Raw genomic sequence first — 14,376 nt, 5'->3', positions numbered from 1 at the left:
CCATAATTGCTGGTCAATTGTAGCATCATCAATTAAAAATGCGGGGAAACCAGGTGCATATTTCCATGATTGATTCAGGTTCCTGGTTAATAAGTTTATGTTGTCCTGAAGTTTTAGCCACTGTTTTTTATATATACTTTCTGCATGCATAAAAGCATAAATACCAGCTGCGGCAGGAGGAGATGCGCCAACAAAGGTACTGGTAGATTTGAGCTGCATAATTATTTTTTCTGAACCCAATATCAATCCGGCGTCTACGCCAAGGGCTTTGGCCATTGAAGCCACCACCACATGACTGATGTTTTCTCTTTCAGGTAAGGAGGAGAATGCACTTAAACCCTGATTGTTTATTCCGATCCCATGAGAATCATCTACAATTAAAGTGATGTTTTTATCCGGTTCAATATTATTCAGGAAGCTGAAATCATAAACTTCAGGAACCAGGTTGTTCATCGCATTACTGATCAATATCCAGTTTTTTTCTGTTGAAGTATTGATTAACTGCAGGGTTTCTTTGCTCCAGTTTTTGAAAGTACCGTTAGCTTCGGGTTGTTCATCTATCCAAAGTGAAGGATGGGTATTGGGCGCATAAATTACATGTCCGGGGGCTGCAAGTTTTTTAACCGTTAACTGAGCAGCCAGGTATCCGCTTGATGTGATTAATGCTGCTTCTGCCTGGTAACGTATGGCAGCCACATGTTCAGCTTCCTGGTAGATTCCAAGCTGAATGTTGTTGTTGCGGCTGGTACCATTATTCAGGCCATATTTTTTTAGGCCTTCCAGATATAAAGAAAGAAAATCATGCTGCTGCGGAATACCCAGGTAAGCTGTACCTCCAAAATACAGGTAATTTTTACCATCAAGGAGTATCTCATTGGAAAAGGGTTGATCGATAGACCGTAATCTCTGGTTCATTGCGCAATTGAAATTTTCTTCGGGCGTGTTATCGGCTGTGATGATTGGTTGGCCTGATGCTGCGATACATTAAAAATGATCATGAATATAGGTCATGATTCTCACCATTTCAGCCCTTACTTCGGCTGTTGGTTTAATATAATTATTGTTCATAAAAGCGTAAATATAAGTTTTACCCTTTTTTGTCAATACATAACCACTTTGATTATGCACACCACCCAAAGATCCTGTTTTGCCATAAATAAACGGCTGATCAGTTTTCGGATAGGCATTTTTCAAGGTGCCGGTTTTCCCGCCAGCAGGAAGCATATCGAAAAGCTTTTCGCGGTTATTCACCAGTTTATAGATCGAATCCAGCAGGTAAACGTTATCACGGGGTGTAAATAAATTCTGCCGGGATAAACCTGAACCATCTGCCCATTGAACTTTGTCTGGCAAAAAAGATAAGTACTTTTTAGTTACATATTGAATGGCTTTTGCGGTGCTCAGTGTATCTCCGATCTGGTTGGAACAAACCAATAGCAGATGTTCGGCAATAAAATTATCACTGGGTAACATCATATGCTTCAAAACAGAATCTCTTTTGGCTCCGGATAATGTTTTTGCATCTGCCGGAATCTTCATGTTAACAATCCCTACTGTTTTATGCAGGGTATCTGTCAAAACCTCAACGGTGGTCTGGACACTCGTTTTATAAGGGTTTTGCTGATGATAACCCGGTTTTACATCAACGGCAGGATAGCGGAAATGGTTTGCCAAAAAATCTCTCGTCACCTGGAAATTCCCTGTAGTCTTCGTAGAATCAACTTCAAAGCAAGGAGCAAAAACCTTTGGTTCAATGTTGATTTTATGTGCACTAGCGTAAGTGGAAGTTACCATATTATCCATTATGGGCATTTCCGTAATTTCCGGCTGGTAATAATAATCGTAATCATCCCAGCTCCATCCCTCGCCAAAAAAAGATCCGGAATAGCGACCCGGTGCAAAAAAGAGTTTTTTATTGCTTGCCTGAAGAAAATGAAAGGCCGACTGATCCTTTACCGCAAATTGTAAAAATGAAGGGTCTCCCGTCCCCCAGAAAATCAGGGAATCATTCCGTTCCACATATTTTAAGGCGGGCATTCTTTCAGGCAACATTTGCAAACTCGCATAAAAGGTATACAGTTTAGTGTTGGATGCGGGTGTGAAATATTTGTCGGCATCTTTCTGAAAGATCATCTTATGGCCTTCCATATCATACAAAGCAAAACCCACCTCATATTGCTTGATTACCTCCGAATTTTTAAATGTTTTAGCCACTTTTTTTGAAATCATTTGGTCTGCTGAACAGCCAATTAAGCCTGATACGATAAAAATTATGGCTGCAAACGATAAATAATGAACTTTAGGGATAAACATCATGCTGGATTAGAGTGACAATTGCCAACTAATTTATTAAATTTAATTTAATGTTAACCAAATATGCCCTTGTAACCTTTTCAGGATGTCGCAAAGTATTCATTTGCCTGATCTGCCTTTTGGCTTTTATTAAGGGGTATGGGCAGGAATTTGCATTTCCAAAGCATAAATTAAAGCAATCTGTTTCGTTTAAGTGCATCAAAAATCTCATTATTATTCCACTGATGGTGAATGGAAAGGGCCCCTATGATTTTGTTCTCGATACAGGGGTGGGGCCTTTAATTATCACAGAACCCGCTATTATTGATTCGCTGGACTTTAGCGCCATGCGTAAGATCAAGTTATCTGGTCTCGGGGTAGAAAGTGTTGATGCTTATGTTTCGCAAAATGTGCATGCGCAATTAGGAAAGGCAAAAATTAAATACATCCCTACTGCCGTTCTAAAAGAAGATTTATTTAATCTGTCTGGCCATTTGGGAATTAAAATTTATGGACTGATAGGATTTGATTTTTTCAACAGCTTTATTGTAGATATCAGGTATAGCCATAACACACTTATTTTTTATGATACAAAGAGTAAGGTAAAGTACCGTGGATCAAAAATTCCAATCTTCATTGAAAAACAAAAACCATACATTGAAACACAAGTATTGATTGACGATACAGTAAAGGTAAAAGCCAGGTTAATTATTGATACCGGCGCAAGCCATGCTTTATCTATGGAAATGTTAGATAAAGATGCTTTCCCTGCACCATCTAAAAAGGTCAAAGCAAATTTAGGCATGAGTTTAAGCGGAGAAATTAAAGGTTATGTTGGTCGCATTTCGAAGTTTTATATCGGCAATTATACATTTGATCAGGTGGTTGCCGGTTTTCCGGATTTTGAATACATATCAAAAAGAATTGACCTGAGTAAACGGAATGGAAATTTAGGTGGTGAAATGCTGCGCAAGTTTGATGTTCAGTTCAATTATCAACAAGGCTTTATATCAATAAAACCAAATTCTAATTTCAGAAAGCCGTTTCAGCATGATATGGTGGGCATGGTGGTTTACCTGGAGCAGAATGAATTTAAAAGAATCCTGATCGGTGAGGTAGATGAAGGCTCACCCGCCGAAAGGGCTGGCTTTATGCCTTATGATGAAATTATCAGTATAGATTTTAAACCTATACAATCTTATACCTTAAATGACATCAATGAACTTTTTAAATCATTGCCGGGCAGAAGACTCCTTTTCGAAATCTATCGTGATAACCATACTTTATTCAAATTTGTTCAACTGGAAAAAAGAATCTGATACTGCCCGTAATTTTCTAGTTACACATTGATTATGCTGTAATAAGCCTCTAACTTCGGACTCTATTATAGCATATTTCACATCAATGAAGAAACAACTCGGCATGCTTGCATTGGCAGGTATGGTTGCGTTCGGTTTGGCAGGATCAAACTCAGTATACGCACAAAAAAAGAACAAAAAAGGTACAACAGGTTCAGCCACTACGGCAGCAGCTACGCCTGCTGCAACTCCCAAAAAGGAAGGGATTAAACCTTATTCAGAGGTTATTACTGCCAAAGCCAGAACCACTAACGGTTTATTTAAAACACATAAGGTAGAAGATAAGTGGTACTTTGAAATTCCGGATAGTTTAATTAACCGCGAAATGCTGGTGGTCACCCGCCTGGCAAAATCACCGGTGGGTATAAAAGTTGGCAACCAGCAATATGGCGGAGAGGAATTGAATGAACAGGTTTGGAAATGGGAGCGCAGGGGTAAACAGATTTATATCCGTGTACCAAGCTATGCTACTCAAGCAGACCCAAATAGTGATATGTATGAGTCGGTTAGAAATTCAAACCTGGATCAGATTCTGGCCGGTTTTGAAGTGAAGGCTTATAATAAGGACACTACAGGCGTGGTTATAGATGTCACTGATTTTTATAACGGTGACATTATGGCGATTGGTGCGACAGACCAGATCCGTAAGGCATATAAAGTGATTGCCTATGATGCCACGCGTTCATACATTGATACCGTTAAAACCTTCCCCATCAATATTGAAGTTAAAACGGCCAAAACGTACAAGGCTGCAGAATCACCAACCGATAACAGCAATGCTGCAGTAACTTTTGAATTTAATACCTCCATGTTGTTGTTGCCTAAAATACCAGTGAAGGCCAGAATTATGGATAGCCGAGTGGGATACTTTGGGCAATCTCAGCTGGATTATGGTACTGATGCACAAAAGGCAGAACGTACTGCTTACATTCACCGCTGGAATCTGGTTCCAAAAGATACGGCTGCATATATGAGGGGTGAACTGGTAGAGCCGGTAAAACCAATTATTATTTACATTGATCCGGCTACACCTAAAAAATGGGTGCCTTATTTAATTCAGGGAATTAACGACTGGCAGGCCGGATTTGAGGCTGCAGGTTTCAAAAATGCGATTATTGGTAAGCAAGCACCGACCCCACAGGAAGATCCACAGTTTAGTGTTGAAGATTCCAGATATTCTGTTGTCCGTTATTTTGCCTCAGATATTGCCAATGCTTATGGTCCACATGTGAGTGATCCCCGTACCGGTCAGATCCTGGAAACACATATCGGCTGGTACCACAATGTGATGAACCTGCTACGCAACTGGTATTTTGTACAAACCGCGGCCATAAATCCTGAAGTGCGTAAGGCTAAATTTTCTGATGCACAAATGGGCGAATTGATTCGTTTCGTATCTTCACATGAAATTGGCCATACCTTGGGCTTGCCCCACAACTTTGGTTCAAGTTATGCTTATCCGGTAGATTCACTGCGATCTAAAACTTTTACAGATACACATGGAACTGCGCCGTCCATTATGGATTATGCCCGTTTTAATTACATTGCCCAGCCGGGTGATGGCGTAACGAAACTACATCCACAAATTGGTGAATATGACAAGTGGGCGATCAAATGGGGTTATTCATGGATTCCCGGAAATAAAACTGCCGAGCAGGAAAAAGAAATTTTGAATCAATGGGTAATAAAAAATGCTGGAAATCCATTATACTTTTATGGCAGGCAGGGAACCACTTTAGATCCGCGCTTACAAAGTGAAGATCTGGGTGATAATGCCATGAAAGCCAGTACTTATGGCATTGCCAACCTTAAACGGATTCTTCCTAATGTTGAAAAATGGACCTACCAGAAAGGGAAAGATTACAGCGATTTAAAAGAAATTTACAATGAAATTATTTCGCAATTTAACCGTTATATGGGCCATGTAACTACCAATGTTGGTGGCTTGAGTGAAAACTTTAAAACGTACGACCAAACAGGTGCCGTTTATGCTTATCTGCCTAAGGCAAAACAAAAGGAGGCGATAACTTTTTTCAATCAGCAATTGTTCACTACTCCTTTATGGCTCATCAGCAATGAGCAATTAAATAAATTTGATAATGGCGTATTGTTAAACCGCATTAAGGCCGTTCAGACCAATACATTGGGTAACCTGTTGGCTGCGCCACGCCTTGCCCGTTTACTGGATAATGAAACTAAAAACGGGCCAGCAAAGGCCTACACAATGCCGCAGTTGTTTACCGATTTAAGGTCTTCCGTATTCGCCAACGGCAGGGCAGATGCATTTAAACGTAACTTACAGCGTGCTTATGTAGACCAATTAGAAAATCTGATGACCAAAGAGGCAGAACTTCCTGTGGGCTTTCCGGTTGATTATGCAGCAAGCTACGGTTTAACACCGGTTAATGTTGCTTTATCAGATATCAGGCCATTAGTCAGGGCAGAACTGAAAACATTACTGGGCACTACAAAAGCCAGATCTGCCGCAGGTGATGCCATAACAAAAGCACATTATGAAGATTTGAATATCAGAATCAAAGATATTTTAGACCCGAAGAAATAAATGATTGAATTATAGAATGATTGGCAAAGCAACACCCCAATTCCATCATTCACTAATTTAGTCATTCCATCATTCAGAAAAAACGGAGTTAATCATGAAGTTGGTTGCTCCGTTTTTGCTTAAAATTGAATGTATAATTATTGATGGCTTAATTCGAAGTTTAAAACAAAGATTTAGTTTTATGGCAAATTGAATACCGATGTTTAGAAAACTATCAATCATTATCTTATTCTCGCTTTATTTAATGCCGGGTTTTGCACAAAATGCTGATTCGGTTTGTGTGGTTAGAACCCAATGGGAGAAAACTAAAATTGCACGGCAAGTGAAACTATTTCGCCATCATTTTAACAATAAGGATCTTTTTGGAGCAAATGAAAACATTTCTTTTCTTGAAGTAAAAAATACAGGTAGAAAAGCAATTTTTGCATTGGGTGCCGAAGAAAAAGAATTAATCACTACCAGTAATTTTGGTATTCGCGATACCGCAATTGCAGCTTTAAATGGAAATTTTTTTGATGTAAAAAATGGCGGATCGGTTGATTTTGTCAAGGTAAAAGGAAGTATAATCAATACCAACCGATTGGACAAAAATGGAAATAGAGCAAGGCATCAACAGGCTGCAGTGGTTGTAGATAATGGTAAAATCGCCATCAAAAAATGGGATGGAACAGCAGATTGGGAAACAAAACTCAGCGAAGAAAATGTTTTGCTGAATGGTCCGTTATTAACCTATCATAACCAAAATGAAGATTTAGATACCACATCTTTTACGCGCCTTCGTCATCCAAGAACCTGCTTAGGCATCAAACCAAATGGCAGGGTAATTTTGTTAACGGTTGATGGGCGAAGCGATAATGCTGCAGGGATGAACTTGCCGGAGCTAACCAAGTTGATGAAATGGCTGGGATGTAGCAGTGCCATTAATTTTGATGGCGGAGGTTCCACTACTTTATGGGTTGATGGAATGCCTGATGATGGGGTAATTAATTATCCATCAGATAACAAGAAATGGGACCATGCGGGGCAGCGTAAAGTGGCCAATGTGATACTGGTTAAAAAGAAATAATTATTTTAGCACCAATGATTCAAAATATTTTAAAACTCTTTCTTATCGTGCTGGTGCTTTCTGCCTGTAATTCACGATCGAAAAAAAATGATGCCAGCCTGAGAGACTTCAGCTTTGCTCCTGTAAAAGGCATCCGGTTTGAAGAGGTTAAACGTCGCTTCAGCAATAACCTTTCTTTCAATAAAGAAGGATTTATGCAGCAACCTTCCTGGATTATTGAGGTAGCCGCAGAGGATACCATGATGGCCTGGAGCCCGCAGAAACAAATCATGCAGAAATTTTACCTGCAATATGACCATGGCAATGTGTACAACTTTGCGGAAGAGTTTTTCAAGGTGAAACACATCAGTAAGGATAGCCTGGTTTTTCAGCGGATTCAGGTTGATGGAAAAGTAATCGCTAATGATATCCGTTCAGATGTGAATATGACATTTTATGCGCAGACCTACATTAAAAATAAATTGAAAACAACGGCAGCAGCCTTGCAGAAACCCTCAAAGGCAGATACCTTATTTATTCAGAAAAGATCTGATGAAGTTAACCGTACTGATACAGGAGCATTTGCCTCGAGGGTACCTGTTCAGTTTATTCCGAAGAGTAAAATTGTAAAGGTAGAAAAGTTTAGTACAGTAGATAAACTGCAGAAACGAACAGCCGCTTACGATTATATGTTTCCACGTTACCGGATTGAAATTCAGCGGGCGTATAAAGATTTTGCTTATGAATGCCTTGCTGTTGTAGATTATACCGGAACAATGCGGATTTTGAATGTAAATGGTGTGTTGCCGGAGGCCGCAGAAGGAAAGAAAAGAATGATGCAGGGGGTAGCCGATATTTATATCAGGAACCTTTTTAATGTTGTTCCCGGAACAACCCTTGGAATACCACACAATAGTGAAATTACAGTAACTATTGTTGGGAAGGCAATTAAAAAGCCTTAGTAATCTGATGTTTACAAAGTTTTAACGTTAAAAAAATGTTAAAATTTATTTTGATTTTAAAAATTAAAACTTACCTTGCAGACTTAATTTTAATATTTAATACAATGCAAGAAGGCACAGTAAAATTCTTCAATGTAACTAAAGGTTTTGGCTTTATCATTCCTGCGAATGGCGACAGCGAAATTTTTGTTCATTCAACAGGTCTTATCGACGAAATCCGTGAAAACGACAAAGTACAGTACGAAGTTGCTAACGGTAAAAAAGGCTTAAATGCCGTTAATGTGAAAGTAATTTAATTTATTATCATATTTACAAAAAGGCCCCGATCTCAGTCGGGGCTTTTTTTATATACGAAAAATGGCTAACACTGCTCATTTTAAAAAAGAGTACTAATAACACCTGTTGATCTATGACAAATTACTTTATTATTCCTGGTTTGGGTAATTCAGGGCCAGACCATTGGCAAACACACTTTGAACAATCAGGTGAAAATTTTACCAGAATCAATCAGGCCGACTGGGAAACGCCAACATCAGCTGACTGGATTAAAAATATTGATGAGGCATTGGCTGGTTATGATTTAGCTACAGTGGTTTTAATTGGCCATAGTTTGGGCTGTACGGCAATTGCCAATTGGGCCAAACATTATCAAAAGACCATTAAGGGGGCATTATTGGTTGCGCCAAGTGATCTGGAAGCACCTCAATATACCTTTGATACTGTTGGCTTTGATCATGTTCCACTGGACAAAATTAATTTTAAAACCATTATAGTGGCCAGTACGGATGATGAATGGGTGAGTATAGAAAGAGCTGCGTTCTTTGCAGAGAAATGGGGCAGTGATTTTATTAATATTGGCAATGCGGGGCATATCAATGCCACAGCCGGATACGGTAAATGGGCAGAAGGACTGGAGATTTTAAAAACTTTGGGGTAAAATTTATCTTTTGGGTTCCCGCAGATTTCTGAAAATGCAAATGAATGTAATCTGCGGGACGATTAAACTTTCTTGATTTGAGCCAACCTTCCTCTTAAAAGCTGATCAATAAAAATTAATCCGATAACCAGATCAGCAAATAAGAAGCTATAAATAGTGGCAGGTGTGATGTGTTGGTTTAAATTGAAATCGAAACTAACTTTCTGATCAAAACCAGGCATAGTTAGATTTGAATTATAAAGTACATAGCCAAATAACATGAGTAAAGAGAGTACGAAAAAGCTACCAATACCATAAATAATCTTTTTATCAACCTTTGTTTTCATTGCTATTGGAGCAGGTTCAAGCGCAATGCTTTCCATTACATTTCTAATGAAAGACATGGATGGTTCTTCAAATTCCATTTTATCAAAAGCATTGTTGAAACGCAGTAATTCTTCATACTGAAATTTAACCTCTGCATCTGTATCAATCTTTTCTTTGATGGCAATGGCCTGGGCGGCATCCAGGTTTCCGTCAATATAATCCCAAAGTTGTTCCTCTATCGTATTCATAGCAGCTCTTTTACTTCATCCTTTAACAAATATTGTAATTTTTCTCTCAGCCTTTGCCGGGCACGGTGCAATTTTACTTTAACCGTATTCGGCTCCATGTTAAGGCTTGCACCAATTTCTTCCAGACTTTGCTCTCCCTGATAAAACAAGGTAATAATGGCAGCATCATCTGGCATTAGTTGTGTAATTGCTTCATTTAAAAATTTGTAGCCATCCTTCTTTTCGTATCCGTTTGCCATAAAGCCCGAAGTGTGATTCTCCAGCTGGATAAATGTATCTTCATCATCAATTGATGAAGTATCCAAGCGCTTTTTTCTCAAAAATGTCATGGCCGTGGTATAGGTAATGGTATACAGCCAGGTACTAAATTTTGAAGTTTGCTTGAAAGTTCCAAGCGCTTTATAAGCTTTAATGAAACAATCCTGCGCAATCTCTTCTGCATCTTCCCTGTTTTTTGCAAAACGAAGCGCAAGCGTAAATACAAATCGCTGATGGCGTTTAACCAATAAGGAATATTGATCGGTTTGCCCGTTCAATATCTTTTCGATTAGCATTAAATCCGTATTTGTTTGCTCCATGTTTAGCCATAAGACTACAGTTGTGGGATGGAGGTTACAGGGATTTTTCTTGTTTAAGTAAAGATTTTTGAAAGATGGATTGAAATTATCTGGACATGATTGTTTTGTATTATCAATATTTCTCCCGCAGATTTAACAGAAAAAGATGCGGATTTAAAATGATTTAGTTTCTACGGTCTGCAGAATCTCCGCAATCAGCGGGATGATTTTGGTATCTCCCATTTACAATTAAACCTCCATGTTTTTCCCACAGATTTAAATGAATATCAAGTTAATGAGCTGCAAAAAACTTTAGTCCCGCAATAGATCCGATCAAAGTACAGATAAAAAATATTCGCCAGAAAGTAGCCGGCTCATTAAAATAGAGGATACCTACGATGACTGTTCCAACGGCACCAATTCCCGTCCATACGGCATAAGCCGTTCCCATCGGCAGCGTTTGCGTGGCCTTATTCAATAGTAAAAAGCTTAGGGCAATACAAACAATAAAGGCTGTGGTCCACTTGATATTCGTAAAATTTTTAGACAATTGCAAACAGGTGGTAAAGCCAACTTCGAAAAGTCCGGCAGTGATTAAAAGGATCCAGTTCATATAAATGTGTTTGCACAAAGGTATCAAGCACCATTCAGCGCACCTTTTACATTTGTTAAAAAATAGCATTATTTTTCAGCTCTGATTCTACTTAAGGTAACCTGTGTAACCCCCAAATAAGAAGCGATATGCTTTAAGGCCACCCGTTTGAGCAGCGATGGCGAATGACCGGCGAATTCTTGATACCGCTCTGCCGCACTTTTGAATGACCTGTCAATTAATCGCCGTTCGGTTGCGATTAGTTCATGTTCAGCCATTTTTCGTCCCCAGTTCGCGATTTCTGTATTTGCATTATACAGTTTAAATAAATCTGTAAGCCGAATTTGAATCAATGTACAATCCTCTAAAAGTTCGATGTTTTCGTATCCAGGCTTATTATTAATGTAGCTGTTGAAGGAAAACAATACGCTCCCGCTTTCTCCAAACCAAAAAGTAATTTGTTGATTTTCACCATCAGAATAAGCTCTGGCAATGCCGCTTTGGAGAATATAAAAATAAGGTTCTACTTTATCTGCGTGAATCAGTAATGTTCCTTTAGGATAACTGACCATCCGGATATACCTCGCGATTTCAGCAAATGCCGCATCGCTGAGTGATGTAAAGATTTCTATATTTTTTAATGGCTGATGCAAGATCTGTAAAGCTATTGATTTTTTTTTCTACGGCATGTAACCTGATTGGAAATGGTGTTGTCATAATACACAGAACACGGTTCAAATAGATAGAAACAAAAATTAACATAAAAAAATATTATTATGCAAGCAATATTAGTTCCGATTACATTCTTCCTGGGCACATTTGCAATGATCTTTGGCATCCGTTATCTGTCCAACAAGGAAAAAATGGCTATGATTGAACGCGGAATCGATCCGGGCATTTCAAAATCAATACCAAGGCCTTACTTAAGTTTAAAATTCGGCTTGTTAATGGTTGGTTTAGGCCTGGGCCTGTTGGTCGCGCTGCTTACGGTAAGGAGCATATTTGGATCAGAGATGACCCATAATGAAGAAAGTCAGGCCGCGGCCATTTACTTTGGTTTCCTGGGTGTTTTTGGCGGACTTGGATTGATCACTTCTTTTATTATCGAAAAGAAAGCCATTGATCATCAGCCCCTGAAATAGGTCATTTAGGTAAAATTGCCGATGGTCAAAGGTCATCGGCAATTTTTATTGCGGCTTATTGATAATGGCTACCGTTAAACGGCTGATGCAACTCATTTTGCCCCGGTCGTCATAAAGTTTAATGTCCCAGATATGGGTTTTGCCACCGCGGTGGATAATTTTGCATATTCCGGTTACAAGCCCGCTTTTTACCGGTCTGAGGTGATTGGCATTCACTTCCAAACCTACAGCTAGGTATTTTTCTGGATCGATACACATGTAGGAGGCAATGCTGCCAAGAGTCTCTGCTAAAACCACAGAGGCACCACCATGCAAAATGCCTGCAGGCTGATGGGTGCGTTCATCAACAGGCATGGTACCCTTAATAAAGTCCTCACCAATTTCGGTAAATTCGATGCCAAGCAATGCACCGATATGATTTTTCGGCCGACTATTTAATTCATCAACGTTAAATTCTTTAAACCACATCATAACGTTGTTTTAAGATTTCAAAATGATGAATGATATGCCCCGCCGCAACAAATAAAATAGATTTTATATTAATGGCCCGGCCAGATGCTGTTCCTCCGCGATCAAGTTCATCATCATTTAAACTTCTGTATAGGTAAAGGTTCGCCTTTCTTAACATAGCAAACTCTTCAATCATGTCTTCGTAATTTCTTTCGCTGAAACGGGCGTTTGAAACGTAATCATCTTCACTAAAACCAGGTAAGTGCTGCTGCTCATTTCTGGCAAAACAAGTAATGCGGTAGGCAAAAATGCGCTCGCAATCAATAATATGGCCGAGCATTTCTTTTAGTGTCCACTTATGCGCCGCATAGGCAAAGTTTTCTTTGTCTTGATTTCTTGCAAACAAAGCCGGAACACTAAAAACCTGTTCTTCCAGAATTTCGAAAATATCCTGATTAACCTTGCTAATGTAGGCTTCTGCCCAGATCGGGTATTCGTTAGGCTGTGGTCGGTTCATATCTTAAGCTGCTTTTTAATATTATTCTAAATGTTGTTCCCCTGCCTACTTCAGAATCTTTTACAAAGATTTCTCCGCTATGGTAATTCTCTACAATCCTTTTCGTAAGGGAAAGGCCTAAGCCCCAGCCACGCTTTCTGGTGGTATAGCCTGGTTGAAAAACCGCATCAAATTTGGAACGTGGAATGCCCTTTCCCGTATCGGTTACATCAATAAATACCTGTTCTTTGGCCAGGTTTTCAATAATGTTAATGGAAATAGACCCTTCATTTTCAATGGCATTGGCTGCATTTTTAAGCAGGTTTTCAATCACCCAGTCAAACAGTGGAATATTTAATAAAGCCCGAACCTGTTCATCTCCTGAAATGCTGAATTTAACTTTATCAGATGTTCTGACTTTAAAGTACCGGATAAAATCACTAACCACAATGTACACCGTATGATCTTCCAGGATAGGTTTGGAGCCAATTTTTGAAAAGCGATCGGCAATAATTTCCAGGCGTTTGATGTCATTTTCCATCTCCGCAATAAGCGGATCATCTTCAGCATCAAATTTCGATTTCATGAGTTCAGTCCACGCCATCAGTGATGATATCGGAGTGCCTAACTGATGCGCGGTTTCCTTGGCCAGGCCAACCCAAACATGGTCCTGTTCATCCCGCCGTGCCGAACTAAATGCTGCATAGGCCGTAAGCAGGAAAAGAAAAATAACCGCCATCTGAATATAGGGGAAATAGCGGAGCTGTGTCAGGATGAACGAATCTTTATAATAAGCCTGATAGCTACTGCCCAGAATATTCATGGTTAAAGGCCTGTGCTGCGCACTCATTTTTCTTAACTGATGAACAAAATATAAACTGTCATAAGTGAGTTTGGTATCTGTTGAATAATTGGTTTTCGTAGAATCCAGACCAAAATAGGTGGTAATGTTTTGAGAAGAATCAACAACAATTACAGGTGTCTTGGTATTTTTCCTTACACTTTCTACTACCTCACGAAAGTTGTCATTATCCATTAATAACATGGATCTTTCCTGAACCTTGACCCAAAGCTGAAACTGATTGGCTTCCTCGCGTTCCATCTTTTTTACAAAAGAATCGGTGTAAAATACTGATGCAATGCCAATTAGGATAGCGAATATGAGAAGGAAAAACTTCCAGCGGCGTTTCTTTTGATAAGGATTCATGCTTTGGGTAGCCAAATTACGATAACAAAACGAAAAAAACAGAAAACCATTATGCTTTATTCAAAAACGATAAGTTAACATGATAAAAGCATAATGGATTCCTTACCCGTGAAAACAACATAAAATGGAGGAAAAACATATCTTTGTGCCGTCTTGCGTTTTGCGTCTGGCGTCAAGCGTTTCATACGCCATATGCCACATGTCAATCGCTCAACATAGCA

Annotated in this window: 16 protein-coding genes; 7 read left to right on the top strand and 9 right to left on the bottom strand. The window is 39.2% G+C overall.

Annotation, left to right across the window (positions count from 1 at the left end; translation table 11 throughout):
* Both CBW18_RS03890 and CBW18_RS03885 read right to left on the bottom strand, forming a co-directional pair.
* Window positions 1-915, bottom strand: a 915-nt coding sequence (locus CBW18_RS03890; protein ID WP_088299896.1) for an aminotransferase class I/II-fold pyridoxal phosphate-dependent enzyme, incomplete at its 3' end; no start/stop codon positions are given.
* A gap of 69 nt (window positions 916-984) precedes the next feature.
* Window positions 985-2,316 carry a D-alanyl-D-alanine carboxypeptidase gene (locus CBW18_RS03885; RefSeq protein WP_253248956.1) on the bottom strand — a complete coding sequence of 444 codons (1,332 nt, stop codon included), beginning with the start codon at window positions 2,314-2,316 and terminating at the stop codon, window positions 985-987.
* Between the two features lie 47 nt (window positions 2,317-2,363).
* Between CBW18_RS03885 and CBW18_RS03880 the strand changes: the two genes are divergently transcribed.
* From CBW18_RS03880 to CBW18_RS03855, 6 genes are all read left to right on the top strand, one after another.
* Window positions 2,364-3,611 carry an aspartyl protease family protein gene (locus CBW18_RS03880; RefSeq protein ID WP_088299895.1) on the top strand — a complete coding sequence of 416 codons (1,248 nt, stop codon included), beginning with the start codon at window positions 2,364-2,366 and terminating at the stop codon, window positions 3,609-3,611.
* Between the two features lie 85 nt (window positions 3,612-3,696).
* Window positions 3,697-6,213, top strand: a complete 2,517-nt coding sequence (locus tag CBW18_RS03875) for a zinc-dependent metalloprotease (protein ID WP_088299894.1) — start codon at window positions 3,697-3,699, stop codon at window positions 6,211-6,213.
* 199 nt (window positions 6,214-6,412) lie between these two features.
* Window positions 6,413-7,279: a phosphodiester glycosidase family protein gene (locus tag CBW18_RS03870; RefSeq protein ID WP_088299893.1), complete on the top strand. Its 867-nt coding sequence runs from the start codon at window positions 6,413-6,415 to the stop codon at window positions 7,277-7,279.
* Between the two features lie 14 nt (window positions 7,280-7,293).
* A complete protein-coding gene (locus tag CBW18_RS03865) occupies window positions 7,294-8,220 on the top strand; it encodes a hypothetical protein (protein ID WP_088299892.1) in 927 nt (308 codons plus the stop codon).
* A gap of 104 nt (window positions 8,221-8,324) precedes the next feature.
* Window positions 8,325-8,516: a cold-shock protein gene (locus tag CBW18_RS03860; RefSeq protein WP_010599196.1), complete on the top strand. Its 192-nt coding sequence runs from the start codon at window positions 8,325-8,327 to the stop codon at window positions 8,514-8,516.
* Window positions 8,517-8,629: 113 nt separating this feature from the next.
* A complete protein-coding gene (locus CBW18_RS03855) occupies window positions 8,630-9,157 on the top strand; it encodes an alpha/beta hydrolase (protein WP_088299891.1) in 528 nt (175 codons plus the stop codon).
* A gap of 62 nt (window positions 9,158-9,219) precedes the next feature.
* On the opposite strand, the gene CBW18_RS03850 is transcribed toward CBW18_RS03855, so the two are convergent.
* From CBW18_RS03850 to CBW18_RS03835, 4 genes are all read right to left on the bottom strand, one after another.
* The gene (locus tag CBW18_RS03850; protein ID WP_088299890.1) at window positions 9,220-9,711 is read right to left on the bottom strand and encodes an anti-sigma factor; all 492 of its coding nucleotides are present in this window, start codon (window positions 9,709-9,711) and stop codon (window positions 9,220-9,222) included.
* Window positions 9,708-10,289: an RNA polymerase sigma factor gene (locus CBW18_RS03845; protein ID WP_088299889.1), complete on the bottom strand. Its 582-nt coding sequence runs from the start codon at window positions 10,287-10,289 to the stop codon at window positions 9,708-9,710. Before CBW18_RS03845 ends, CBW18_RS03850 begins: the two co-directional genes overlap by 4 nt.
* Window positions 10,290-10,560: 271 nt before the next feature.
* Entirely contained in the window at window positions 10,561-10,881 is a 321-nt protein-coding gene (locus CBW18_RS03840) for a multidrug efflux SMR transporter (protein ID WP_088299888.1), read from the bottom strand.
* A 68-nt stretch (window positions 10,882-10,949) separates the two neighbouring features.
* Entirely contained in the window at window positions 10,950-11,513 is a 564-nt protein-coding gene (locus tag CBW18_RS03835) for a Crp/Fnr family transcriptional regulator (RefSeq protein WP_216359185.1), read from the bottom strand.
* A gap of 123 nt (window positions 11,514-11,636) precedes the next feature.
* Between CBW18_RS03835 and CBW18_RS03830 the strand changes: the two genes are divergently transcribed.
* A complete protein-coding gene (locus CBW18_RS03830; RefSeq protein WP_088299887.1) occupies window positions 11,637-12,002 on the top strand; it encodes a DUF6249 domain-containing protein in 366 nt (121 codons plus the stop codon).
* Between the two features lie 45 nt (window positions 12,003-12,047).
* Here CBW18_RS03830 and CBW18_RS03825 read toward each other — a convergent pair whose 3' ends face one another.
* From CBW18_RS03825 to CBW18_RS03815, 3 genes are read right to left on the bottom strand one after another with little or no spacing between them, the layout of a single operon-like run.
* On the bottom strand, window positions 12,048-12,473 hold the full coding sequence (locus CBW18_RS03825; RefSeq protein WP_172406434.1) for a hotdog fold thioesterase: 426 nt from the start codon (window positions 12,471-12,473) through the stop codon (window positions 12,048-12,050).
* Window positions 12,460-12,969 carry a DinB family protein gene (locus tag CBW18_RS03820; RefSeq protein WP_088299885.1) on the bottom strand — a complete coding sequence of 170 codons (510 nt, stop codon included), beginning with the start codon at window positions 12,967-12,969 and terminating at the stop codon, window positions 12,460-12,462. Before CBW18_RS03820 ends, CBW18_RS03825 begins: the two co-directional genes overlap by 14 nt.
* Window positions 12,950-14,155 (bottom strand): HAMP domain-containing sensor histidine kinase, encoded by a 1,206-nt coding sequence (locus CBW18_RS03815; RefSeq protein ID WP_088299884.1) that lies wholly within the window; start codon window positions 14,153-14,155, stop codon window positions 12,950-12,952. Before CBW18_RS03815 ends, CBW18_RS03820 begins: the two co-directional genes overlap by 20 nt.
* Between the last annotated feature and the right edge of the window lie 221 nt (window positions 14,156-14,376).

The organism is Pedobacter sp. AJM (assembly GCF_002197755.1).
Taxonomy (GTDB): domain Bacteria; phylum Bacteroidota; class Bacteroidia; order Sphingobacteriales; family Sphingobacteriaceae; genus Pedobacter.
This window is presented reverse-complemented; position numbering and strand designations above follow the sequence as displayed.

Excerpts from the sequence above, each read along its gene's own strand:
- CBW18_RS03885 (WP_253248956.1), bottom strand. The coding sequence starts at position 2,316 with ATGATGTTTATCCCTAAAGTTCATTATTTATCGTTTGCAGCCATAATT.
- CBW18_RS03880 (WP_088299895.1), top strand. The coding sequence starts at position 2,364 with ATGTTAACCAAATATGCCCTTGTAACCTTTTCAGGATGTCGCAAAGTA.
- CBW18_RS03875 (WP_088299894.1), top strand. The coding sequence starts at position 3,697 with ATGAAGAAACAACTCGGCATGCTTGCATTGGCAGGTATGGTTGCGTTC.
- CBW18_RS03870 (WP_088299893.1), top strand. The coding sequence starts at position 6,413 with ATGTTTAGAAAACTATCAATCATTATCTTATTCTCGCTTTATTTAATG.
- CBW18_RS03865 (WP_088299892.1), top strand. The coding sequence starts at position 7,294 with ATGATTCAAAATATTTTAAAACTCTTTCTTATCGTGCTGGTGCTTTCT.
- CBW18_RS03860 (WP_010599196.1), top strand. The coding sequence starts at position 8,325 with ATGCAAGAAGGCACAGTAAAATTCTTCAATGTAACTAAAGGTTTTGGC.
- CBW18_RS03855 (WP_088299891.1), top strand. The coding sequence starts at position 8,630 with ATGACAAATTACTTTATTATTCCTGGTTTGGGTAATTCAGGGCCAGAC.
- CBW18_RS03850 (WP_088299890.1), bottom strand. The coding sequence starts at position 9,711 with ATGAATACGATAGAGGAACAACTTTGGGATTATATTGACGGAAACCTG.
- CBW18_RS03845 (WP_088299889.1), bottom strand. The coding sequence starts at position 10,289 with ATGGAGCAAACAAATACGGATTTAATGCTAATCGAAAAGATATTGAAC.
- CBW18_RS03840 (WP_088299888.1), bottom strand. The coding sequence starts at position 10,881 with ATGAACTGGATCCTTTTAATCACTGCCGGACTTTTCGAAGTTGGCTTT.
- CBW18_RS03830 (WP_088299887.1), top strand. The coding sequence starts at position 11,637 with ATGCAAGCAATATTAGTTCCGATTACATTCTTCCTGGGCACATTTGCA.
- CBW18_RS03825 (WP_172406434.1), bottom strand. The coding sequence starts at position 12,473 with ATGATGTGGTTTAAAGAATTTAACGTTGATGAATTAAATAGTCGGCCG.
- CBW18_RS03820 (WP_088299885.1), bottom strand. The coding sequence starts at position 12,969 with ATGAACCGACCACAGCCTAACGAATACCCGATCTGGGCAGAAGCCTAC.
- CBW18_RS03815 (WP_088299884.1), bottom strand. The coding sequence starts at position 14,155 with ATGAATCCTTATCAAAAGAAACGCCGCTGGAAGTTTTTCCTTCTCATA.